The organism is Ectopseudomonas khazarica (assembly GCF_017915135.1).
Classification (GTDB): domain Bacteria; phylum Pseudomonadota; class Gammaproteobacteria; order Pseudomonadales; family Pseudomonadaceae; genus Aquipseudomonas; species Aquipseudomonas khazarica.
The window spans coordinates 40,233-61,847 of record NZ_CP068551.1; the positions used below are offsets into that span (position 1 = coordinate 40,233).

The 21,615-nt window shown below is 66.7% G+C and carries 20 protein-coding genes; 9 read left to right on the forward strand and 11 right to left on the reverse strand.

What is annotated here, in order from left to right; genetic code table 11:
- Positions 1 to 20 precede the first annotated feature (20 nt).
- From trkA to def, 4 genes are read right to left on the reverse strand one after another with little or no spacing between them, the layout of a single operon-like run.
- Entirely contained in the window at positions 21 to 1,394 is a 1,374-nt protein-coding gene (trkA, locus tag JLK41_RS00185) for a Trk system potassium transporter TrkA (protein ID WP_037052265.1), read from the reverse strand.
- 11 nt (positions 1,395 to 1,405) lie between these two features.
- Entirely contained in the window at positions 1,406 to 2,719 is a 1,314-nt protein-coding gene (gene rsmB, locus JLK41_RS00190) for a 16S rRNA (cytosine(967)-C(5))-methyltransferase RsmB (protein ID WP_037052262.1), read from the reverse strand.
- Positions 2,716 to 3,648 (reverse strand): methionyl-tRNA formyltransferase, encoded by a 933-nt coding sequence (fmt, locus tag JLK41_RS00195; protein WP_210390108.1) that lies wholly within the window; start codon positions 3,646 to 3,648, stop codon positions 2,716 to 2,718. The genes rsmB and fmt overlap by 4 nt, the downstream gene beginning before the upstream one ends.
- Positions 3,649 to 3,704: 56 nt before the next feature.
- On the reverse strand, positions 3,705 to 4,211 hold the full coding sequence (def, locus tag JLK41_RS00200; protein ID WP_013713230.1) for a peptide deformylase: 507 nt from the start codon (positions 4,209 to 4,211) through the stop codon (positions 3,705 to 3,707).
- A gap of 153 nt (positions 4,212 to 4,364) precedes the next feature.
- Here def and JLK41_RS00205 point away from each other — a divergent pair, with 153 nt between their 5' ends.
- The 3 genes from JLK41_RS00205 to tsaC all read left to right on the forward strand — a co-directional run bounded on the left by JLK41_RS00205 (position 4,365) and on the right by tsaC (position 7,424).
- Positions 4,365 to 5,402, forward strand: coding sequence for a LysM peptidoglycan-binding domain-containing protein (locus JLK41_RS00205; RefSeq protein WP_037052257.1), 1,038 nt, complete (start codon positions 4,365 to 4,367; stop codon positions 5,400 to 5,402).
- Positions 5,403 to 5,488: 86 nt separating this feature from the next.
- On the forward strand, positions 5,489 to 6,604 hold the full coding sequence (gene dprA, locus JLK41_RS00210) for a DNA-processing protein DprA (RefSeq protein WP_210390109.1): 1,116 nt from the start codon (positions 5,489 to 5,491) through the stop codon (positions 6,602 to 6,604).
- A gap of 262 nt (positions 6,605 to 6,866) precedes the next feature.
- Complete coding sequence (gene tsaC / locus JLK41_RS00215) at positions 6,867 to 7,424, forward strand: L-threonylcarbamoyladenylate synthase type 1 TsaC (RefSeq protein WP_047585274.1); 558 nt, start codon at positions 6,867 to 6,869, stop codon at positions 7,422 to 7,424.
- A gap of 65 nt (positions 7,425 to 7,489) precedes the next feature.
- On the opposite strand, the gene JLK41_RS00220 is transcribed toward tsaC, so the two are convergent.
- On the reverse strand, positions 7,490 to 8,467 hold the full coding sequence (locus JLK41_RS00220; protein ID WP_150607369.1) for an NADPH:quinone reductase: 978 nt from the start codon (positions 8,465 to 8,467) through the stop codon (positions 7,490 to 7,492).
- A gap of 148 nt (positions 8,468 to 8,615) precedes the next feature.
- On the opposite strand from JLK41_RS00220, the gene hemF reads away from it, so the two are divergent.
- From hemF to JLK41_RS00235, 3 genes are all read left to right on the forward strand, one after another.
- Entirely contained in the window at positions 8,616 to 9,533 is a 918-nt protein-coding gene (hemF, locus tag JLK41_RS00225) for an oxygen-dependent coproporphyrinogen oxidase (RefSeq protein ID WP_150607371.1), read from the forward strand.
- Positions 9,534 to 9,693: 160 nt separating this feature from the next.
- A complete protein-coding gene (gene aroE, locus JLK41_RS00230) occupies positions 9,694 to 10,515 on the forward strand; it encodes a shikimate dehydrogenase (protein WP_150607373.1) in 822 nt (273 codons plus the stop codon).
- A 10-nt stretch (positions 10,516 to 10,525) separates the two neighbouring features.
- Complete coding sequence (locus JLK41_RS00235; protein ID WP_037052242.1) at positions 10,526 to 10,876, forward strand: DOPA 4,5-dioxygenase family protein; 351 nt, start codon at positions 10,526 to 10,528, stop codon at positions 10,874 to 10,876.
- Between the two features lie 32 nt (positions 10,877 to 10,908).
- Here JLK41_RS00235 and JLK41_RS00240 read toward each other — a convergent pair whose 3' ends face one another.
- The 3 genes from JLK41_RS00240 to betC form a co-directional block, all read right to left on the reverse strand.
- On the reverse strand, positions 10,909 to 12,480 hold the full coding sequence (locus JLK41_RS00240; protein ID WP_210390110.1) for a SulP family inorganic anion transporter: 1,572 nt from the start codon (positions 12,478 to 12,480) through the stop codon (positions 10,909 to 10,911).
- A 58-nt stretch (positions 12,481 to 12,538) separates the two neighbouring features.
- Positions 12,539 to 13,459, reverse strand: coding sequence for a choline ABC transporter substrate-binding protein (gene choX, locus JLK41_RS00245; RefSeq protein WP_134676648.1), 921 nt, complete (start codon positions 13,457 to 13,459; stop codon positions 12,539 to 12,541).
- 194 nt (positions 13,460 to 13,653) lie between these two features.
- A complete protein-coding gene (betC, locus tag JLK41_RS00250; protein WP_210390111.1) occupies positions 13,654 to 15,162 on the reverse strand; it encodes a choline-sulfatase in 1,509 nt (502 codons plus the stop codon).
- Between the two features lie 113 nt (positions 15,163 to 15,275).
- Here betC and JLK41_RS00255 point away from each other — a divergent pair, with 113 nt between their 5' ends.
- Both JLK41_RS00255 and pbpG read left to right on the forward strand, forming a co-directional pair.
- Positions 15,276 to 16,196 (forward strand): choline sulfate utilization transcriptional regulator, encoded by a 921-nt coding sequence (locus JLK41_RS00255; protein ID WP_037052233.1) that lies wholly within the window; start codon positions 15,276 to 15,278, stop codon positions 16,194 to 16,196.
- 91 nt (positions 16,197 to 16,287) lie between these two features.
- Positions 16,288 to 17,190: a D-alanyl-D-alanine endopeptidase gene (gene pbpG / locus JLK41_RS00260; protein WP_037052230.1), complete on the forward strand. Its 903-nt coding sequence runs from the start codon at positions 16,288 to 16,290 to the stop codon at positions 17,188 to 17,190.
- A gap of 80 nt (positions 17,191 to 17,270) precedes the next feature.
- Here the strand turns inward: pbpG and JLK41_RS00265 are convergent, their stop codons facing one another.
- Together JLK41_RS00265 and JLK41_RS00270 are read right to left on the reverse strand one after the other, a co-directional pair.
- Positions 17,271 to 18,194, reverse strand: coding sequence for a LysR substrate-binding domain-containing protein (locus tag JLK41_RS00265; protein WP_210390112.1), 924 nt, complete (start codon positions 18,192 to 18,194; stop codon positions 17,271 to 17,273).
- Positions 18,195 to 18,203: 9 nt separating this feature from the next.
- Positions 18,204 to 18,419: a hypothetical protein gene (locus JLK41_RS00270; RefSeq protein WP_210390113.1), complete on the reverse strand. Its 216-nt coding sequence runs from the start codon at positions 18,417 to 18,419 to the stop codon at positions 18,204 to 18,206.
- On the opposite strand from JLK41_RS00270, the gene dkgB reads away from it, so the two are divergent.
- The gene (gene dkgB, locus JLK41_RS00275) at positions 18,418 to 19,221 is read left to right on the forward strand and encodes a 2,5-didehydrogluconate reductase DkgB (RefSeq protein WP_210390114.1); all 804 of its coding nucleotides are present in this window, start codon (positions 18,418 to 18,420) and stop codon (positions 19,219 to 19,221) included. The two genes, JLK41_RS00270 and dkgB, sit on opposite strands and share 2 nt — an antisense overlap.
- Before the next feature lie 79 nt (positions 19,222 to 19,300).
- Here dkgB and fauA read toward each other — a convergent pair whose 3' ends face one another.
- Entirely contained in the window at positions 19,301 to 21,508 is a 2,208-nt protein-coding gene (fauA, locus tag JLK41_RS00280; RefSeq protein WP_210390115.1) for a TonB-dependent alcaligin siderophore receptor FauA, read from the reverse strand.
- Between the last annotated feature and the right edge of the window lie 107 nt (positions 21,509 to 21,615).

Below are 21,615 nucleotides of genomic sequence, written 5' to 3' on the forward strand. Positions count from 1 at the left end.
TGCCGCTTGAAGCTTGCTGCTCAGAAGAACGTCAGGCCGGCCTGGAACAGGCGCTCGACGTCGCGGATGTACTTCTTGTCGACCAGGAACAGGATCACGTGGTCGCCGGACTCGATCACCGTGTTGTCGTGGGCGATCAGCACTTCCTCGTCGCGGATGATGGCGCCGATGGTGGTGCTCGGTGGCAGGGCGATGTCCTCGATGGCACGGCCGATGACCTTGCTCGACTTGGCATCGCCATGGGCGATCACTTCCAGCGCTTCCGCCGCGCCCCGGCGCAGGCTGTGCACGCTCTCGATGTCGCCACGGCGCACGTGGGTCAGCAGGGTGCCGATGGTGGCCAGCTGCGGGCTGATGGCGATGTCGATCTCGCCGCCCTGCACCAGGTCGACGTAGGCCGGGTTGTTGATGATGGTCATCACCTTGCGCGCGCCGAGGCGCTTGGCCAGCAGCGACGACATGATGTTGGCCTCGTCGTCGTTGGTCAGGGCGAGGAAGATGTCGGCGTCGTTGATGTTCTCTTCCACCAGCAGGTCGCGGTCCGAAGCACTGCCCTGCAGCACGATGGTGCTGTCGAGGTTCTCCGAGAGGTAGCGGCAGCGTGCCGGGCTCATCTCGATGATCTTCACCTGATAGCGGCTCTCGATGGCCTCGGCCAGGCGCTCGCCGATGTTGCCGCCGCCGGCGATGACCACGCGCTTGTAGCTGTCCTCGAGGCGACGCATCTCGCTCATCACCGCGCGGATGTGGGCCTTGGCGGCGATGAAGAACACCTCGTCATCGGCCTCGATGACGGTGTCGCCCTTGGGCATGATCGGCCGGTTGCGCCGGAAGATGGCGGCCACGCGGGTATCCACCGTGGGCATGTGCTGGCGCAACTGGCGCAGCTGCTGGCCCACCAGCGGCCCGCCGTAGTAGGCCTTGACCGCCACCAGCTGGGCCTTGCCCTCGGCGAAGTCGATGACCTGCAGGGCGCCGGGGTATTCGATCAGGCGCTTGATGTAGTTGGTCACCACCTGCTCGGGGCTGATCAGCACGTCGACCGGGATCGCCTCGTTGTCGAACAGCGCTTCGCGGGTCAGGTACGCCGCCTCGCGCACGCGGGCGATCTTGGTCGGCGTGTGGAACAGGGTGTAGGCGACCTGGCAGGCGATCATGTTGACTTCGTCGCTGTTGGTCACCGCGACCAGCATGTCGGCGTCATCGGCGCCGGCCTGACGCAGCACGGTGGGGAACGAGCCCTTGCCCTGCACGGTGCGGATGTCCAGGCGGTCGCCGAGGTCGCGCAGGCGGTCGCCGTCGGTGTCCACCACGGTGATGTCGTTGGCTTCGCTGGCGAGGTGCTCGGCCAGGGTGCCACCGACCTGACCTGCGCCGAGAATGATGATTTTCACTGATCGCTCCGTTAGCCGTGGGTCGCCACGGCAGTCTTTATCAGCTTGGCATAGTAGAAGCCGTCATGGCCGTCCAACTGCGGCAACAACTGGCGGCCGTGTTCTGGCTGCAGGCCGAATTCACCAGCGATGGCGAGCTCCTGCGCATCGGCCGTGCGGGCGAGGAAGGCGGCGATGGTGTCGCTGTTTTCCGTCGGCAGCACCGAACAGGTGGCGTAGAGCAGGATGCCGCCCGGGGCCAGCGTCGGCCACAGGGCATCGAGCAGCTCGCCCTGCAGCGTGGCCAGGGCGGGAATGTCTTCGGCCTTGCGGGTCAGCTTGATGTCCGGGTGACGGCGGATCACCCCGGTGGCCGAGCAGGGCGCGTCGAGCAGGATGCGCTGGAACGCCTGGCCATCCCACCAGGCGCCGGTATCGCGGCCATCGGCGGCGATCAGCGTGGCGTCGAGCTGCAGGCGTTCGAGGTTTTCCCGCACGCGGGCCAGGCGCTTGGCTTCCAGGTCGACGGCGACCACTTCGGCCAGTCGCGGCTCGACCTCGAGCAGGTGACAGGTCTTGCCACCCGGTGCAGCGCAGGCATCGAGCACGCGCTGACCGGGTGCCAGCTCGAGCAGCTCGGCGGCCAGCTGCGCGGCCTCGTCCTGCACGCTGACGCGGCCTTCGCTGAAGCCGGGCAGGCTGGTCACGTCGCAGGGCTGCAGCAGGCGCACGCCATCGCGGCTGAAGTCGCAGGGCGCGGCCTCGATGCCGGCGGCGCGCAGTTCGACGAGGTAGTCGTCCCGGCTGCCATGGCGGCGGTTGACCCGCAGAATCAGCGGCGGGTGGGCGTTGTTGGCGGCGCAGATGGCCTGCCAGTGCTCGGGCCAGTGCGCCTTGAGCGATTTCTGCAGCCAGCGCGGATGAGCGGTGTGCAGCACCGGGTCGCGATCCAGCTCGGCGAGCAGCGCCTCGTGCTCGCGCTGCGCACGACGCAGCACGGCGTTGAGCAGGCCCTTGGCCCAGGGCTTCTTCAGCGCGCCGGCGCAGCCGACCGTTTCGCTGATGGCGGCGTGCTCCGGGATGCGGCTGTGCAGCAACTGGTAGAGGCCGACCAGCAGCAAGGCTTCGACGTCCTTGTCGGCGGCCTTGAAGGGCTTTTCCAGCAGCTTCTCGGCGAGCAGTTGCAGGCGCGGCTGCCAGCGGGCGGCGCCGAACGCCAGGTCCTGCGCCAGGGCGCGGTCGTGGTGTTCGACCTTGTCCAGCTGCGGTGGCAGGCTGCTGCCCAGCGAGGCCTTGCCGGACAGCACGGCGGTCAAGGCGCGGGCGGCGGCCAGACGTGGGTTCATTGACCGAGCACCAGGCCGGGGGCGAACTGTTCGCGACGACTGTTGTACAGGTCGCTGAAGGCCAGCGGCTTGCCGCCGGGCAGCTGCAGGCGGGTCAGGCGCAGCGCGCCCTCGCCGCAGGCCACGGTCAGGCCGCTCTTGTCCGCGGCGAGAATGCTGCCGGGGACGCCAGTGCCGTCCGCCAGCTCGGCGGCATGCACCTTCAGCGCCTCACCGTTCAGCGTGCTGTGGCAGATCGGCCAGGGGTGGAAGGCGCGCACCAGGCGCTCCAGCTCCACGGCAGGCCGGCTGAAATCGAGGCGTGCCTCGTCCTTGTTCAGCTTGTGCGCGTAGTTGGCCAGGGCATCGTCCTGCGCCTCGCCCGCGAGGGTGCCAGCCGCCAGGCCGTCGACGGCCTGCAGGACGGCCTGCGGGCCGAGCCGGGCCAGGCGATCATGCAGGCTGCCACCGGTGTCCTCGGCAGAGATCGGTGTCGTCACCTTGAGCAGCATCGGCCCGGTATCCAGGCCGGCCTCCATCTGCATCACGGTGACGCCGCTCTCGGCATCGCCGGCCTGCACCGCGCGCTGGATCGGCGCGGCGCCGCGCCAGCGCGGCAGCAAGGATGCGTGACTGTTGATGCAGCCCAGGCGTGGGGTGTCGAGCACCACCTGCGGCAGGATCAGGCCGTAGGCCACCACCACCATCAGGTCGGGTTGCAGCGCCGCCAGTTCGGCCTGAGCCTCCGCATTGCGCAGGCTGGCCGGTTGGTAGACGGCGATGCCGTGCTCCAGAGCCAGCTGCTTGACCGGGCTGGGCATCAGTTTCTGGCCACGCCCGGCCGGGCGATCCGGCTGGGTGTAGACGGCGATGATGTCGTGCTGGCTGGCCAGCAGGGCCTTGAGGTGCTCGGCGGCGAATTCCGGGGTGCCGGCAAAGACGATACGCATGGGGCAGTCACCAAAGAAAAAGGCTTGCCGTGGCAAGCCTTTCGGGTAAACGGGGGTCAGGCACGCTGGCGATGCTGTTTTTCCAGCTTCTTCTTGATCCGGTCGCGCTTGAGGTTGGACAGGTAATCGACGAACAGCTTGCCGTTGAGGTGATCGCACTCATGCTGGATGCACACCGCGAGCAGGCCTTCGGCGATCAGTTCGTAGGGCTGGCCATCGCGGTCCAGCGCCTTGATCTTGACCTTCTGCGGGCGATCGACGTTCTCATAGAAGCCGGGCACCGACAGGCAGCCTTCCTGGTACTGGTCCATCTCGTCGGTCAGCGATTCGAACTCGGGGTTGATGAACACCCGCGGCTCGGACTTGTCTTCGGACAGGTCCATGACCACCACGCGTTTGTGCACGTTGACCTGGGTTGCGGCCAGGCCGATACCCGGAGCGTCATACATGGTCTCGAACATGTCATCGACCAGCTGACGGATGGAGTCGTCCACGACGTCCACCGGTTTAGCGATGGTACGCAGGCGTGGATCAGGAAATTCGAGGATATTCAGGATCGCCATATGCGTTTGTGATGCACTTGTGGAATAAAGTCAAAATCCGCTGCTAAGATGATGAACAGCATTGAAAAACGGCTTCACGCCGCGTATTCAGCGGGTTTGGCACGCGGCGCTAGGGCGCTTCACGTGAAGACACATAATAAAGGGATTCACCGTATGAGGAAATCACTACTCGCCTTGCTCCTGGCAGCTGGCGGAATGGCCCTGACCTGCATGGCTCAGGCCGCAGTGCAACTCAAGGACGGTCATCCGGACCGTTACACCGTCGTCAAGGGCGATACCCTCTGGGACATTTCCGGCAAGTTCCTCAGTCAGCCGTGGAAGTGGCCGGAGATCTGGCACGCCAACCCGCAGGTGGCCAACCCGCACCTGATCTACCCCGGCGACACCCTGAATCTCGTCTACGTGGATGGCCAGCCGCGCCTGATGCTCAATCGCGGCGAGTCGCGCGGCACCATCAAGCTGTCGCCGCAGGTGCGCAGCACGCCGATGGCCCAGGCGATCCCGACCATTCCGCTGGAGGCGATCAACAGCTTCCTGCTGAGCAACCGCATCGTCGATACGCCCGAAGAGTTCAACGGCAAGCCCTACATCGTTGCCGGCAACGCCGAGCGTGTGGTCAGCGGCGCCGGTGACCGTGTCTATGCCCGTGGCCAGTTCGACGAGCAGAACCCGATCTACGGCGTGTTCCGCCAGGGCAAGACCTACACCGATCCGGATACCAAGGAATTCCTCGGTATCAACGCCGACGATATCGGCACCGGTGAGATCGTTGCCGAGGAAGGCGATATCGGCACCTTCGTGCTGAGCCGTTCGACCGAGGAAGTGCGCCTGGGTGACCGTCTGTTCCCCACCGAGGAGCGGGCGATCAACTCCTCCTTCATGCCCAGCGAGCCGACCAGCGAGATCAAGGGTGTGATTCTTGACGTGCCGCGCGGTGTCAGCCAGATCGGCCAGTTCGACGTGGTCACCCTGAACAAGGGCACCCGTGACGGCCTGGAGATCGGCAACGTGCTGGCGGTGTACAAGACCGGCGAGACCGTGCGCGATCGCGTGACCGGCGAGAACGTCAAGGTCCCGGACGAGCGCTCCGGCCTGCTGATGGTGTTCCGCACCTACGACAAGCTCAGTTATGGCCTGATCCTGCAGGCGAGCCGCCAACTGGCGGTGATGGACAAGGTTCGCAACCCGTAACACCCGACGAGCCCCGCTGATGCGGGGCTCGTGCTTTCTACCGGTGTCGCCAGGATGGCGACTGCACCGCTCAGGGAAGAATCGCCATGTCTGCGTCCTCCTCGCTGTCCCCCAGCATTTCTCCCGCCGAACTCGAAGCGCGCCTGCGCCTGCATCTGTTGCCGGAGCTGGGGCCACGTCGCTTTCTCAGATTGCTCAGCGCCTTCGCGAGTGCCTCGGCCGCGCTCAGTGCGCCGGCCAGTGCCTGGCGTTCGCTGGGCTTGCCGGCCGCCTGTGCCGAGCCACGGCGCAGCGCCGAGATCCGTCAGCGGGCCACGGAGGCGCTGCGCTGGCTGGATGAGCCAGGCCAGCACCTGCTGATGTGGGACGATCCACGCTATCCGGCGCTGTTGGCGGAGCTGGCGGATGCACCGCCGCTGCTGTTCGTGGCGGGCGACCCGCTGGTGCTGGAGGCGCCGCAACTGGCGATGGTTGGCAGCCGCCGCGCATCGGCGCCGGGGCTGGACAACGCGCGTGCCTTCGCCCGCAGCTTGGCGGCGGGCGGCTTCGTGATAACCAGCGGCCTGGCCCTGGGGATCGACGGGGCGGCCCATCAGGGCGCGCTGGACGCGGGTGGCCGGACCGTCGCGGTGCTCGGCACCGGCCTGCAGCGCCTCTACCCGCGTCGCCATGAACGCCTGGCGAGGCAGGTCGCCGAACAGGGCGGCGCGCTGGTTTCCGAGTTGCCGCTGGATTGCCCGCCCCAGGCGAGCAACTTCCCGCGGCGCAACCGCATCATCAGTGGCCTGTCGCTCGGGGTACTGGTGGTCGAGGCCAGCCCGTCGAGCGGTTCGCTGATCACCGCCCGGCTGGCGGCCGAGCAGGGGCGCGAGGTCTACGCCATCCCCGGTTCGATTCATCATCCGGGCGCGCGTGGCTGTCACCAGCTGATTCGCGACGGCGCCACGCTGGTGGAGAGCACCGAGCATGTTCTTGAGGCCTTGCGGGGCTGGCACGCGTCACCCATCGCATCCCCGTCGGCGCCGCCGGCCCGCGTCGAGCATCCACTGCTGGCCCTGTTGCATGCCGCGCCGCACAGCACCGAGGCGCTGGTCCAGGCCAGTGGCTTGCCGCTGGCAGAGGTTCTCGCCGCCCTGACCGAGCTGGAGCTCGAGGGGCGGGTATGCAGCGAGGCCGGACGCTGGTTGGCGCGCCAGGCGTGAGCGGCGTCTGCTGTTCGCCGCCGTGCGATCCGCGCAGGGCGGATGGCGCCTCACCCTTCCATCGGGCTGTCCGTAGGGTGGATGGCGCTTCATCCATCCACCAGGCTGCATCAGGCTCACTCGCCACGGCGCTTGCAGAAGGCGCCGGCGGCCCGCTTTGTCGTGGCGCAGGCGCCGATGTGATCCCCGCATGGTCGCCGGGCTACAGTCGCCGCCCCGTCTTGGATAGACTGCCGGCCATTCGTTCAGCGGGAGACAGTCGATGGCCAGCAACTGGCAGATACAGCAAACGGCGCGTGTGGTGCGTGAGGGTGGCGTCATCGCCTATCCGACCGAGGCGGTCTGGGGGTTGGGCTGCGACCCGTGGAACGAAGAGGCGGTGGACCGACTGCTGGCGCTCAAGGAGCGCCCGATGCACAAGGGGCTGATTCTGGTGGCCGATGCCATCGAACAGTTCGACTTCCTGCTCGGGGACCTGCCCGAGGTCTGGCAGGAGCGTCTGGCCGGCAGCTGGCCGGGACCGAACACCTGGCTGGTGCCGCATCAGAACCGTCTGCCCGAATGGGTCACCGGCATGCATGACACCGTCGCCCTGCGCGTCACCGATCACCCGCTGGTGCGCGCGCTGTGCCGCTACACCGGGCCGCTGATTTCCACGTCGGCCAATCCGGCTGGCCGCCCGTCGGCGCGTTCGCGCCTGCGCGTCGAGCAGTATTTCCCCGGCGAGCTGGACAAGGTGCTGGGTGGCGCACTGGGTGGTCGACGCAACCCCAGCCTGATCCGTGACCTGCGCACGGGCGACGTGATCCGCCCGTCCTGACGCGCTGAAAGCTCGCGGCTAAAGCCCCTCCCACACGTGGCCCGGATTGCATCCGGGCCACTGGCTCAGGGCAGCAGGATGGTCGAGCCGGTGGTCTGCCGCGAGCTCAGTGCGTCCTGCGCGGCGGCGGCGTCCTTCAGCGCGTAGCGGCTGCTGATCTCCACCTGCAGCTGGCCGCTGGCGATCATGCCGAACAGTTCGTCGGCCATGGCCTGCAGGCGCTCGGCGCTGGTGGCATAGCCGGCCAGGGTCGGGCGGGTGACGAACAGCGAGCCCTTCTGCGCCAGGATCCCCAGGTTGACCCCGGTGACCGCACCCGAGGCGTTGCCGAAGCTGACCAGCAGACCGCGCGGCGCCACGCAGTCCAGCGAGGTTTCCCAGGTGTCCTTGCCGACGCCGTCATAGACCACCGGGCACTTGGCCCCGTCGGTCAGCTCCAGCACGCGCTGCGCCACGTTCTCATGGCTGTAGTCGATGGTCGCCCAGGCGCCCTGCTCCCGGGCGCGTGCGGCCTTCTGCGCCGAGCTGACGGTGCCGATCAGCCTGACGCCCAGCGCCCTCGCCCACTGGCAGGCGAAGGAACCGACACCACCGGCGGCGGCATGGAAGAGGATGGTCTCGCCGCCCTTCAGTTCGCAGGTCTGGCGCAGCAGGTACTGCACGGTCAGGCCCTTGAGCATCACCGCGGCGGCCTGCTCGAAGCTGATGCTGTCCGGCAGCTTCACCAGCTTCTCGGCGGGCAGCACGTGCAGCTCGCTGTAGGCGCCGAGCGGGCCGGTGGCGTAGGCGACGCGGTCGCCCACGGCGAAGCCGCTGACCTCGCTGCCCACCGCCTCGACCACGCCGGCACCCTCGGTACCCAGGCTCGAAGGCAGGGCCGGTGGCTGGTACAGGCCGCTGCGGAAATAGGTGTCGATGAAGTTCAGGCCGATGGCCTGGTTGGCCACTCGCACTTCGCGCGGGCCCGGGGCGGCCGGCTGGTAGTCACGGTACTCGAGCACGTCGCTGCCGCCGTGCTGGCTGAACTGAATGCGTTTGGCCATCTCCGATTCCTTGTCTGACATGAGCCGCCTGCTGGCGGCGAAAGGGCCTATCCAATCCTCCCGATTGACTGACGTCAACTGCGGAGCGGGGTTGTCGAGTGCTATGCTGCCCTCCGATTTCGACCTGCTCCCTGTTCAAGGTGCCGCCGTGACTGACCGTACCGAGGCCGTTAAGGCCTATCTGCTCGACCTGCAAGACCGTATCTGTTCCGCCCTGCAAACCGAAGACGGCCAGGCCGTGTTCATCGAGGATGCCTGGCAGCGTCCGGCCGGCGGCGGTGGCCGCACGCGGGTGATCGAGAACGGCGCGCTGATCGAGAAAGGCGGGGTCAACTTCTCCCACGTGTTCGGCGACAGCCTGCCGCCTTCGGCCAGCGCCCACCGTCCGGAACTGGCCGGACGTGGCTTCCAGGCCCTCGGCGTGTCGCTGGTGATCCACCCGGAAAACCCCCATGTGCCCACCTCGCACGCCAACGTGCGCTTCTTCAGCGCCGAGAAGGAAGGTGAGGAACCGGTGTGGTGGTTCGGTGGCGGCTTCGACCTGACGCCCTACTACGCCAACGAGGAAGACTGCGTGTTCTGGCACCAGGTCGCGCATGACGCCTGTGCGCCGTTCGGTGCCGACGTGTACGCGAAGTACAAGGCCTGGTGCGACCGCTACTTCCACCTCAAGCACCGTGGCGAGCCGCGCGGTATCGGCGGGCTGTTCTTCGATGACCTCAACGAGTGGGATTTCGACACCTGCTTCGCCTTCATCCGCGCCATCGGCGATGCCTACATCCAGGCTTACCTGCCCATCGTGCAGCGCCGCAAGCTGACCCCCTTCGGTGAGCGCGAGCGCGAGTTCCAGGCGTTCCGGCGTGGCCGCTACGTCGAGTTCAACCTGGTGTTCGACCGTGGCACGCTGTTCGGCCTGCAGTCCGGCGGGCGTACCGAGTCGATCCTCATGTCGCTGCCGCCGCACGTGCGCTGGGGTTACGACTGGAAGCCGGAGCCGGGCAGTGAAGAAGCGCGCCTGACCGAGTACTTCCTCACCGACCGCGACTGGTTGTCGACCAATCCATGATGTAGCCCGGATGTAGTCCGGGGCCATTCCATGAGCGCTTCCGGATTGCATCCGGGCTACGACTGACGTCATCCCCGTACCTCGTAGGAGCCCGCTTGCGGGCGATCTGGCTGCAGAGCGAATCGCCAGCAAGCTGGCTCCTACACAGATAGGATTTTCCATGGACCGCTACTGCGTCTTCGGCAACCCCATCGGCCATAGCAAGTCGCCGCTGATCCATCGTCTGTTCGCCGAACAGACCGGGCAGGCGCTGACGTACGAGGCGCGTCTGGCGCCCCTCGATGACTTCGCCGGCGATGCCCGTGCCTTCTTCGCGGAAGGCCTTGGTGGCAACGTCACCGTGCCCTTCAAGGAAGAGGCCTTTCGCCTCGCCGATGAGCTTAGCGAGCGCGCCCGCCGGGCCGGCGCGGTGAATACCCTGAAGAAGCAGGAAGACGGTCGCCTGCTCGGCGACAACACCGACGGCGCCGGGCTGACCCGCGACCTGCAGGACAACGCCGGCTTCAGCCTGGCCGGCAAGCGCATCCTCGTGCTGGGCGCCGGTGGTGCCGTGCGCGGCGTGCTCGAGCCCTTCCTGGCGCAGCACCCGGCGAGCCTGGTGGTGGCCAACCGCACGCTGTGCAAGGCGGAGAAACTGGTTCTGGAGTTCACCGAGCTGGGTCCGCTGAAGGCCGTCGGCTTCGACTGGATCGACGCGCCGGTCGACCTGATCGTCAACGGCACCTCGGCCAGCCTTGGCGGCGAGTTGCCGCCGATTGCACCGAGCCTGATCCAGCCCGGCCACACGGTGTGCTACGACATGATGTACGGCCGCGAGCCGACCGCCTTCAACCGCTGGGCCGCCGAGCAGGGTGCGGCGCAGTGCCTGGACGGCCTCGGCATGCTGGTCGAGCAGGCTGCCGAGGCCTTCGCGCTGTGGCGCGGCGTGCGCCCCGACACGGCGCCGGTGCTGGCCGAACTGCGTCGTCAACTGATGGCCTGAGGAGCGGCAGATGGACGAGATGGTGCGTATCAGTGGTTACCATGCCCACGTCTATTTCGATGCCGCTACGCTGGAGCAGGCGCGCGCCCTCTGCGAGGACGCGGCGAAGCGCTTTCCAGTGAAGATGGGGCGGGTGCACGAGCGTCTGGTCGGGCCGCATCCGTGCTGGAGTTGCCAGCTGGCCTTCCGCGCCGACCTGTTCGCCGACCTGGTGCCCTGGCTGATGCTCAACCGCGGCGGCCTGGACGTCCTGCTGCACCCGATCACCGGCAACGAACTGCGCGACCATCGTGACTGCGCGATGTGGATCGGGCGCTCACACGTGCTGGATCTGAGCGTGCTCGATGACGCCGAGGACTGAGGGTCAGCCGCGTAGGGTGCGACGCCGCTCACTCAGTCTTCGAACTGCACCGGGCAGTGCTCCGCGCCTTCCAGCTTGAGAATCTCCTCGATCACCTGGGGCCGCGCCTGGCGTAGCACCAGGCTGCGCTGCAGGGCCTGCAGGCGGCGTGCTTCCTGATGCAGCATCTCCACCCCGGCGTAGTCGATGAAGTTGATGTGCCGCGCGTCGATCACCAGGCGCTGGCCACGGCTGCGTTGCAGCAACTGCTGGATGTACTGGCAGGCGCCGAAGAAGATCGAGCCATCGATGCGCAGCACCTCGTCGTCGCCGTCATGCCACAGGCGTACGCGCGGCTGCGAGGTGCGCTTGAGGTAGAAGAACAGCGATGCCAGCACGCCCGCGTAGATCGCCGTCTGCAGTTCCAGCACCAGGGTGGCGGCGAAGGTCAGCAGCATCACCGCGAACTCGGAGCGGCTGACCCGGCGCAGTGCCCGAATCGCCGGCAGGTCCACCAGCCCCCAGCAGATCAGCAGGATGCCTGCGGCCATCACCGGTAGCGGGATGTGGGTCAACAGCGCCGCACCGAACACGGCGAACAGGGCCACCAGCAAGGCCGAGAAGATCCCCGCCAGAGGAGTACGCGCACCCGCCTGCAGGTTCAGCGCCGAGCGGGTGAAGGAGCCGGCCGACAGCGAGCCGGAGAACCACGGGCCGACGATGTTCGACAGACCCTGGGCGCGCACTTCCTGGTTGGCGTCGAGGAACTGATGCGATTTCACCGCCAGGGCGCGGGCGATGGACAGGCTGGTGACCAGCCCGAGCATGCCGCAGGCCACCGCTGCAGGCAGCAGGCGCAGGACGTCGTCGAGGTCGAAGCTGAGCATCGTCAGTGGCGGCAGGCTGCCGGCGAAGGGGGCGACCAGGGCGATCTCCCCGGCCAGGTGCGTCGGTAGCAGCCAGGCCACCAGGCTGCCGCCGACCAGGCCGATCAGCAGTGCCGGTGCCTTGGGCCAGAAATGCCGGATGGCGACGCTCAGCAGCAGGGTGAAGGCGGCCAGCGCCAGGCTGGGCCAGTGCGTCTCGGGCAGGTGCTGGCCGATCTGCAGCAGGCTGCTCAGCGCGGTGGCCTGGCTGGGCATTTCCACGCCCAGCAGGTTGGGGACCTGGCCGAGGGCGATGACCAGCGCCGCGCCGAGGGTGAAGCCGAGCACCACCGATTGCGAGACGAAGTTGACCAGCGCGCCGAAGCGCAGCAGGCCGAGCAGCCACTGGAACAGGCCGGCGAGAAAGGTCAGCAGCAACACCAGGGCGATGAATTCTTCGCTGCCCATGCGCGCCATGGGGCTGACGCTGGTGAACAGCACGATGGAGATGGCCGCCGTCGGCCCGCAGATCAGGTGCCAGGACGAGCCCCACAGGCAGGCGATGATCACCGGCACGATGGCGGCGTACAGGCCGTATTCGGCCGGCAGCCCAGCGATCAGGGCATAGGCCAGCGATTGTGGCAGGGCCAGGATGGCGCCGGTCAGGCCTACCAGCAGGTCGTTGCCCAGGGTCTTGCGGCTGGTGCCAGGCAGCCAGCGCAGAAATGGCAACAGGGTCTGTCGATCGGGTAGGCGCATGGTCAGGGTCGAGGGTGGGCCGCAGGCGACTCCACCCTACTCACTTGTGTCGGCTAATTCAAAGCCGGGCTTTCACCGCTGCCAGGCCGTCGCCACCGTCACGGGTGGTCACGCCCTGCAGCCAGCCGTCGAGCACCTGCGGGTTGGCCTTGAGCCAGGCCTTGATCGCGGCATCGTTGCTGGCCTCCTTGCTCAGCACCTGGTCCATGATGCTGTTCTCCATGTCCTGGGTGAAGGCGAGGTTGCTCATCAGCTTGCCGACGTTGGGGCACTGCGCGGCATAGCCCTTGCGCGCCAGGGTGTTGACCTGGCCGCTGTCACCGAAGTACTTCTCGCCGCCGCGCAGGTACTGCATGTCGTACTGCACGTTCATCGGGTGCGGGGTCCAGCCGAGGAACACCACGAACTGCTCGCGCTTCACCGCGCGGCCGACCTGCACCAGCATCGCCTGCTCGCTGGACTCCACCAGCTTCCAGTCGCCCAGGCCGAACTCGTCAGCGGCGATCATCTGCTTGATCGACTCGTTGGCGGGGGAGCCGGAGGCGATGCCGTAGAGCTTCCTGCCGAACTGGTCGGCGTGCTTGTCGAGGTCGGCGAAGGTCTTCACCCCGGCTTCATAGGCATAGCTCGGAACCGCCAGGGTGTACTCGGTGCCCTCGAGGTTCTGCGCCAGCTTGTCCACCTCGCCGCTGGCGACGAACTTGTCGTAGTTGCTCTGCTGCGCTGGCATCCAGTTGCCGAGGAACACGTCGACCTGGCCCTTCTGCAGCCCGGCGAAGATGATCGGCACGGCCAGGGTCTGGCTTTTTGCCGTGTAGCCCAGGCCTTCGAGCAGGAAGCTGGCGATGCCGTTGGTCACGGCGATGTCGCTCCAGCCCGGATCACCCAGCTTGACCGTGGAGCAGGCTGCGTCCTCGGCCCAGACATTGCCGGCGCTGCAGAGCGCGGTGGCGAGTAACAGCACGCTGAATCGGTTCATGGCGTCTCTCCTTTTTTCTTCTGTTTTGGGCACTTCTGAAAACGTAGGCGAGGCAGCCAGCGCAAGGCAGAAACAGGCGAAAAAGCGGAGTTTACGAGTTGTAAATGAGCATTTTGAGCCTGTTTTTAACGCAGCGATGGCAACGCAGGTAGTTTTTAGAGGTGTCCTTTTGGGGGGCGGCAGTCGGTAAAGATTCATACCTGAGGGAAGCGCGCGCGGCGTTCCAGGTCGTCGAGGTCGATGTGGTTGCGCATGTACTGCTGGCTGGCGTCGACCCAGGGCTGGTGGTCCCAGCTGGTCAGCCGGCCCTGGCTCAGGGCGGCGGCGACCAGGCGCCGGCGGCGCTGGCTGGACAGGGTCGCGGCATGGATCGCCGCCAGGTCCCAGCGCTCTCGGGCTTCGGCGAGAAAGCCGGCGACGGTGCTGCGATGCGCGCTGCTCTCGGCGAGGTTGTGCTGCTCCTGCGGATCCGCATGCAGGTCGAACAGCAGCAGCGGGTCGCGCTCGGAGTAGACGAATTTCCACGGCCCGCGGCGGATCATCATCAGCGGGCTGTCGGTGCCCTCGGCCATGTATTCGCCGAGCACCTCGTCATGCCCGCCCTCGCCCTTGAGGTGCGGCAGCAGCGAGCGCCCCTCCAGTTCCAGGTCGGCATCGAGCTGGCCGCCGGCGAGCTCCACCAGGGTTGGCAGCAGGTCGAGGGTCGACACCGACTGGCTGACCCGCTGCGCGGCGAAGCGCTGCGGCGCGTGCACCAGCAGTGGCACGCGGGCGGACATCTCGAACCAGTGCATCTTGTACCAGAGGCCGCGCTCGCCAAGCATGTCGCCATGGTCGCCGGAGAAGACGATCAGGGTGTCCTCGGCCAGGCCGCACTCTTCCAGGGTCTTCAGCAGTTTGCCGATGTTGTCGTCGATATAGCTGCAGGAGCCGAAGTAGGCGCGCCGCGCATCGCGGATCTTGTCCTCGGGCAACGGCTTGTTCCACAGGTCGATGACCTTCAGCAGGCGCTGCGAGTGCGGGTCCTGCTCGCTCTGCGCGATGTGCTGGCGCGGCATGGGGATGTCCACGCCCTCGTAGCGATCCCAGTACTCGCGCGGGATGGTGTAGGGGTCGTGCGGGTGGGTCATCGACACGGTCAGGCAGAACGGCTGCTCGGGTGTCAGGCGCACGTGGTCGTAGAGGTACTGGCGCGCCTTGAACACCACTTCCTCGTCGAAGTCGAGCTGGTTGCTGCGCACGCAGGGGCCGGCCTGCAGCACCGACGACATGTTGTGGTACCAGGTGGCGCGCGTGTCCGGCTCATCCCAGTTCACCGCCCAGCCGTAGTCCGCCGGGTAGATGTCGCTGGTCAGGCGCTCCTCGTAGCCGTGCAGCTGGTCCGGGCCGCAGAAGTGCATCTTGCCCGACAGCGCCGTGCGGTAGCCGAGGCGACGCAGGTAATGGGCGTAGGTCGGCACGTCGGCGGGCAGGTCGGCGGCGTTGTCGTAGGCGCCGATCTTCGACGGCAGGCGGCCGCTGACCAGGGTGAAGCGCGAGGGCGCGCAGAGTGGGCTGTTGCAGTAGGCCGAGTCGAACACCACGGCCTGCTCGGCCAGCTTCATCAGGTTGGGCATCTGCACCGGCGAGGCGGCATCGTGCAGGGGCAGGATCGGCGCGGCCATCTGGTCGGCCATGATGAAGAGGATGTTCGGGCGTTTCATGGCGGCGGGTATTCCATACTGTTGGTTTATGCGACAGTGCTGGGGCCATGATTCCGGTAGAACCCCGATAGGGTAAACCCGGCTGAGAAACATGTCTCGGATAAGCAGAACTTATGTTTAAAGCCATCGATGGCCTGTCCCTCGACGCATTGCGGGTGTTCGAGTCGGCCGCGCGCCAGCTGAGTTTCACGGCGGCCGCGAACGAACTGGGCAGCAGCCAGCCGGCCATCAGCCAGCAGATCAAGCGCCTGGAGCAGCAGCTGGCCACGCGCCTGTTCGACCGCGTCTACCGTGGCATCGTGCTGACAGAGGCGGGCGAGCTGCTGCTGGCTCACGTGCAGGAGGGCCTGGCCAGTCTCGACGCCGGACTGGCGGCGGTCACCGCACGGCAGCAGCACGAGGTGCTGCAGGTGGCCACCGACTTCGCCTTCGCCGCCTATTGGCTGATGCCGCGCCTGCAGCGTTTCAATCGCCTGTACCCGGAGGTGGACGTCAGCCTGATCACCAGCGAGCGCGATCCGGCCACGGTACCCAGCGACATCGATGTGGCGATCCGCTTTGGCGATGGCCGCTTCAAGCACGGCGAGGCGCACCTGCTGTTTCGCGAGGAGGTGTTTCCGGTGTGCAGCCCGCGCCTGCTGGGCGAGCGCCAGCCGCCGTTGCCGGTTGCGGCGCTGGCCGAGCTGCCCCTGCTGCACCTGCGCCCCGAGCACCGCTCGCGCTGGTTCGACTGGGACGGGCTGTTCCGCGCACTGGGCATCAGCAGCCTGCCCACGCCCGGCGCGCTGCGCTTCGACAACTACACCCTGCTGATCCAGGCAGCCATTGCCGGCCAGGGGGTGGCCATCGGCTGGCGCCATCTGGTCGACGAACTGCTGGCCCAGGGCCTACTCTGTCGTCTGGGTGATGCCGAAGCGCAGTCGGCGTTCGGTTATTACCTGGTATTGCCCGAGCGCAAGCGGCGCCAGCGCCTCACCGCGCGCTTCGTCGACTGGTTGCAGGCCGAGCTGGATGCGCCAGGCGCAAGTGTTTGATCGGGCCATACTGCAAGAGCGCGGGCACAATCCCTATACTGGTTGTTGCCGCCATCTCGTCGGCTTCCTCATACAACCGGTGAAGTGAACCGTGAAATTCCGTCATTCGATTTTAGGCTTGCTGCTGTGCGGCAGCCTTGCAGTCTCGAACCTTCAGGCTGCGCCTACCCAGCCCAAGCAGGAGCTGGCCGCCGGTAGCGCGCTGTTAGTGGATCTGAAGACCGGAAAGGAACTCTATTCCAGCAACCCCGACCTGCGTCTGCCGATCGCTTCGGTGACCAAGCTGATGACCGCCATGGTCACCCTCGACGCCAAGCTGCCGCTGGACGAGGTGCTGCCGGTCAACATCCGCGACACCAAGGAAATGCAGGGCGTGTTCTCGCGCGTGCGCGTGGGCAGCGAGCTCAGCCGTCGCGACATGCTGCACCTGGCGCTGATGTCCTCGGAGAATCGCGCGGCGGCCAGCCTCGCCCATCACTATCCGGGTGGCCAGGTCGCCTTCATCAGGGCGATGAACGCCAAGGCGAAGGCCCTGGGCATGAACCGCAGCCACTTCGTCGAGCCCACCGGCCTCTCCGAGGAGAACGTGTCCACCGCCCGCGACCTGGCATTGATGGTCAAGGCCGCGGCCCAGTACCCGCTGATCCATCAGTTCACCACGGACTCGGAAGCCACAGTGGCCTTTCGCAAGCCCAACTACACCCTGGGTTTTCGCAACACCAATGCCCTGGTGCGCAAGGCCGACTGGAACATCAACCTGAGCAAGACCGGCTTCACCAATGCCGCCGGTCGGTGCCTGGTGATGGCTACCACCATGGCCAATCGTTCGGTGGCGTTCGTCGTGCTCGGCGCGTTCGGCAAGTACACCCACATGGCCGACGCCAACCGCCTCAAGCGCTGGATGGAGACCGGCAAGGTCACGCCGGTGCCGGCAGCGGCGCTCAGCTACAAGCAGCAGAAGCTCGCCGAGTGGAGCCTGCAGGCGGCGCAGTGAGCGTTTGGCGGGACAAGGGGGCGACTCGCTGAGTCGCCCTTTTTCATTGTGCCTCGGGTGCGTTGCCGGGGCTGCAGCGGCTAGCGTCGCGGTTCGCCGCTCATGCCGCCCTGGCCCGAGTCGCCCAGGTGTTCGCTGAGAAAGTCCAGAAAGCAGGTGATGCGTGAGGCCAGCGCGGTGTTGCGGTAGTACACCGCATTGATCGGCTGGCGCACCTCCACGCGCTGTTCAGCCAGCACCTCCACCAGCGCGCCACGGGCGCGGGCCGCGTCTGTCATGAAGTCCGACAGGCACACCAGCCCTTCGCCGGCCAGGGCCAGTTCGAGCATGGTGTCGCCGCTGGAGGCGCGCAGGCTCGGGGTGATCCGCCAGCGCTCGCCGAGGGCATGGCGCAGTGGCCATTCATTCAGGCTGTCGGGTTCGGTGAAGCCGATCAGGCAGTGCCCCTGCAGGTCTTCGCTGCGCACCGGGTGGCCATGCCTGCGCAGGTACTCCGGGCTGGCCAGCACGCGCCGGCGGCTGTGATACAGCGGTCGGGCATGCAGGCTGGAGTCCGGCAGGTGACCGATGCGGATGGCCAGGTCGGTACGCCGCTCGAGCAGGTCGATGATGCGGTCGTCGCTGTTCAGCTCCAGCTCGATCTGCGGGTAACGTGCGCGAAACTCGCCGATCAGCGGAACGATCACGTGCAGCATGAAGGGCGAGGCGGTGTTGATGCGCAGGCGCCCGGCGGGTGCCTGGCGACGCAGGGCCATCTGCTCCTCGGCCTCCTCCACGCTGGCGAGGATGCGCCGGGCCTGGGCGAGAAACAGCTCGCCCTCCTCGGTCAGCTCCAGGCGTCTCGTGGTACGGCGCAGCAGGGTCACCGCGAGCTTTTCTTCCAGGCGGCTGAGGGCGCGGCTGACGCCGGAGGCGGTCTGCTCCAGCTGTTCGGCGGCGGCGCTGATCGAGCCGCTGTCGACCACGCTGACGAAGGCGAGCATTTCTTCCAGGCTGGTCTTCATTGTTGAACTTCAGTCAAAGGTGTTTGCCAGGTTGTCGACTTTTTCCGCATGAGTCTGGCCCGGATACTGCGTCTCCAGCAAGCCTGCTTGCCCTGTCTGGCCGGTGCCATGTGCCTCCTGGCCGCGGCCGTGCAACTTTTCCCGCGGTGAGTGGGCCGAACCTTTCTTTCCCTGAGCCACCCGGCGCTCTGCAAGCGCTGCGCAACCCATGAGGAGATCCGTCATGACATTCCTTCCCCCTGTCGGCCTTGGCACATTCCGCCTCAAGGACCAGGTCGCCATCGACGCTGTGCGCAGCGGCCTCGAACTGGGCTACCGGCATGTCGACACCGCGCAAGCCTATGGCAACGAAGCGGCGGTCGGTCAGGCCATCGCCGAGAGTGGCGTGGCCCGCGACGAGCTGTTCGTCACCACCAAGGTCTGGACCGAGAACCTCGGCCGTGGCCGGGTGCTCGCCAGCCTGCAGGAGAGCCTGCAACACCTGGCTCTGCAGCGCGTCGACCTGACGCTGATCCACTGGCCATCGCCGAACGACGAGATTCCCGTGGCGCAGTACCTGGAGGAACTGCTGGAAGCCAAGCGCCAGGGCCTGACGTCGGCCATCGGTGTCTCCAACTTCACCATCGCCCATCTGCGTGAGACCATCGCTGCGGTGGGTGTCGAGGAGATCGCGACCAACCAGGTGGAAATCCATCCGCTGCTGCAGAACCGCAAACTGGTCGATTTCGCCCGCCAGCAGGGTATCCACCTGACGGCCTACATGCCGCTGGCCTACGGCAAGGTGCTGGTCGAACCGGAGATTCAGCGCATCGCTGCCGCGCATGGTGCCAGCCCGGCGCAGGTGGCCCTGGCCTGGTCGCTGCAGCAGGGCTATGCGGTGATTCCGTCGTCGACCAAACGCGAGAACCTGGCCGCCAACCTGGCCGCCGCCGACCTGCGCCTGAGCGACGCCGACATGGCCGCCATCGCCACCCTGGAGCGCGGTGAGCGGGTGGCCAACCCGGGCTTCGCGCCGCGCTGGGATTGAGCTTGCCGGTCCGCGCGAGTGACGTCAGCGCGGGGCCCATGCGAGAAGCTGCCAACCGGGGCTGGATGGCAGCCGACGCTCAGAATCTCGCGCTCAGGGTCAATTGCAGGTTGCGCGGCTCGCCATACCAGAGCTGGCTGTAGAAGCCGACCTGCTCGAGGTATTGCTTGTCGAAGACGTTGTTGAGGTTGGCGGTTGCCGCGATGTGTTCGCTGATCTGGTACCTGGCCATCAGGTCGACCAGGGCATAGCTGTCCGCGCTGACGTCCACCGGGCCGTTGGGGCTGCCGGTGTTGGCGCGTGAGATGCCGCTGCGCCAGGTCGTGCCGCCGCCCAGGGTCAGGTCCCGCAGTACACCGTCCAGCCGGTAGGTGGTGAACAGCTTGAACTGCGTGCGTGGGTGGGTGGTATTGATCGCCTTGCCCTCGGCATTGCGGGCGATGAAGTGGGTGTAGCTGGTGGACAGGTTCCACGCCTCGCTCAGCGCGCCGCTCAGCTCCAGGTCGAAGCCGTCGACCACGGCCCCCTCGCCGGCCTTGTAGGCCTGCTGGCTGGGGTCGGCGATCAGGAAGGTATCGGGTATGGCCTCGGCCAGGCCCTCCTGCCTGGTGCGATAGACCGACAGGGCGGCGTTCAGCTGGCCGTCCAGGTAGCCGGCCTTGATGCCGAGCTCGTAGCTGTCGCCGCTGACCGGATCGAGGAAGCTGCCATCCGGCGCACGCTGCGTCTGGTTCTTGAAGATGCTGGTGTAGCTCGTGTACAGGCTGTAGGTCCGGTCGAGGTCATAGACCAGGCCGGCGTAGGGCGTGACCTCGTCGCTGTAGCGATAGGTGCGCTGGGTGCCGAAGTAGTTCTGTTCGATCTCCCAGGTGCTGACGCGAACCCCCAGGATCAGATGCAGCGGATCGGCCAGCGACAGACGCGTCACCGCATAGCCGCCGGTCTGGCGGATATCGGTGCGGTCGCCGTTGGCGCGCGTGCCCGACCAGATGGGCTCGGCAATCGCGCCGTTGCTCCAGTCCAGTTGCGAGTCGGCGATCGGCGCGGTGCCGGGCAGCGGCAGGTACTGGTCCATCTGCAGGTCGTCGGCGATGCTCATCCAGCCGAACGCGGCGTCATGCGTGCGGCCCAGCAGCTCGAACGGCCCGCTGCCGGTCAGGTGCCAGTCGTCGCGGGTGCGCTCGCCGTCATACTTGAGGAAGCTGGCGCTCATGCCTGCGTTGTTGCGCTCCGGATAGCCGCCGCGAAACACATAGCGCATCGCGTAGTCGGCCTCGGTGCGGCTGTAGGCCGCGCGTAGTTTCCAGTCGTTTTCCAACTGGTGTTCGAGATCGATGAAGGCGGTGTTCGACTCGGTGCCGAAGTACGACCACTGGGTGTTGTTGGCCGTGGAGCGGCCATAGTGGGTGCGCGATCCGTCGGCGTAGAACATCGGCACGCCCGCACCCATGCCGTCGGTATCGTTCTTCTGGTGTTCGAGGCTCAGCGTGAGTTGCGTGCGTGGGGTCAGTTCCGCGCTGATCACGCCGTACAGGGTTTCACTGTCGTAGTGCTGATAGTCGACGAAGGTATCGCGCTCGGAGTAGGCCGCCACCACGCGGGCTGCGATCCGGCCGTCGGCCGTCAGCGGGGTGGAGACATCGATATCGCCACGGCGCTGGTCCCAGCGTCCGCTGCCGAGCGAGCCGCCGATGGCGAACTCTGGCAGCGGGCGCTTGCGGATGAAGTTGACCGCTGCCGAAGGGTTGCCGGCGCCGGTCAGCAACCCTGTGGAGCCCCGCACGATCTCGACGCGATCGTAGATCGCCGAATCGACATCGGTGGCGCCGAAGTTCCAGAAGTTGTTGATCGGCGAAGCCAGGCCATCGAACTGGAAGTTGTCGATGTCGAAGCCGCGAGCGGAGAACGACACGCGATTGCTGTCGCTGCGGCTCATCGAGATACCGGGGGCGCTGGCGAGTATCGCGGCGGTGTCGCGCAGGCCGCGATCTTCGATCTGCTGGCGGGTGACGACGCTCACCGATTGCGGTGTCTCGCGGATCGACAGCGGCAGGCCCACGGCGGTGGACATGCTGCCGGTGGTGTAGCTGCCGGTGCCCTCGGTTTTGGACTGCGGCAGCTGCGTGCCCTGCACGTTCATCGCCGGCAGCGTCAGGCTGCTTTCGTGTGCGTCTGTGTCTTCAACGTCCTCTTGCGCGGCGGCGCCTGCCGTCAGGGGCAGCAGGGCGCTGGCGAGCAATGCGCGGCGCAGGGTCGGGGCGAGCGGGAGGATCGAGCATTTCGACATTGCAGGCGTCTCATCGGGAAAGTTTGTCGATGAGAATTATTCACATTTGTCCGGGCGATACCTTTGCTCGATGCCAGTGTTCCTTTGCCGGATGCCAGGCCTGGAAC

Coding starts and splice junctions, on each gene's coding strand:
- rsmB (WP_037052262.1), bottom strand. CDS start 2,719: ATGAACCCACGTCTGGCCGCCGCCCGCGCCTTGACCGCCGTGCTGTCC.
- fmt (WP_210390108.1), bottom strand. CDS start 3,648: ATGCGTATCGTCTTTGCCGGCACCCCGGAATTCGCCGCCGAGCACCTC.
- def (WP_013713230.1), bottom strand. CDS start 4,211: ATGGCGATCCTGAATATCCTCGAATTTCCTGATCCACGCCTGCGTACC.
- JLK41_RS00205 (WP_037052257.1), top strand. CDS start 4,365: ATGAGGAAATCACTACTCGCCTTGCTCCTGGCAGCTGGCGGAATGGCC.
- dprA (WP_210390109.1), top strand. CDS start 5,489: ATGTCTGCGTCCTCCTCGCTGTCCCCCAGCATTTCTCCCGCCGAACTC.
- tsaC (WP_047585274.1), top strand. CDS start 6,867: ATGGCCAGCAACTGGCAGATACAGCAAACGGCGCGTGTGGTGCGTGAG.
- JLK41_RS00220 (WP_150607369.1), bottom strand. CDS start 8,467: ATGGCCAAACGCATTCAGTTCAGCCAGCACGGCGGCAGCGACGTGCTC.
- aroE (WP_150607373.1), top strand. CDS start 9,694: ATGGACCGCTACTGCGTCTTCGGCAACCCCATCGGCCATAGCAAGTCG.
- JLK41_RS00235 (WP_037052242.1), top strand. CDS start 10,526: ATGGACGAGATGGTGCGTATCAGTGGTTACCATGCCCACGTCTATTTC.
- JLK41_RS00240 (WP_210390110.1), bottom strand. CDS start 12,480: ATGCGCCTACCCGATCGACAGACCCTGTTGCCATTTCTGCGCTGGCTG.
- choX (WP_134676648.1), bottom strand. CDS start 13,459: ATGAACCGATTCAGCGTGCTGTTACTCGCCACCGCGCTCTGCAGCGCC.
- betC (WP_210390111.1), bottom strand. CDS start 15,162: ATGAAACGCCCGAACATCCTCTTCATCATGGCCGACCAGATGGCCGCG.
- JLK41_RS00255 (WP_037052233.1), top strand. CDS start 15,276: ATGTTTAAAGCCATCGATGGCCTGTCCCTCGACGCATTGCGGGTGTTC.
- JLK41_RS00265 (WP_210390112.1), bottom strand. CDS start 18,194: ATGAAGACCAGCCTGGAAGAAATGCTCGCCTTCGTCAGCGTGGTCGAC.
- dkgB (WP_210390114.1), top strand. CDS start 18,418: ATGACATTCCTTCCCCCTGTCGGCCTTGGCACATTCCGCCTCAAGGAC.
- JLK41_RS00270 (WP_210390113.1), bottom strand. CDS start 18,419: ATGACGGATCTCCTCATGGGTTGCGCAGCGCTTGCAGAGCGCCGGGTG.
- fauA (WP_210390115.1), bottom strand. CDS start 21,508: ATGTCGAAATGCTCGATCCTCCCGCTCGCCCCGACCCTGCGCCGCGCA.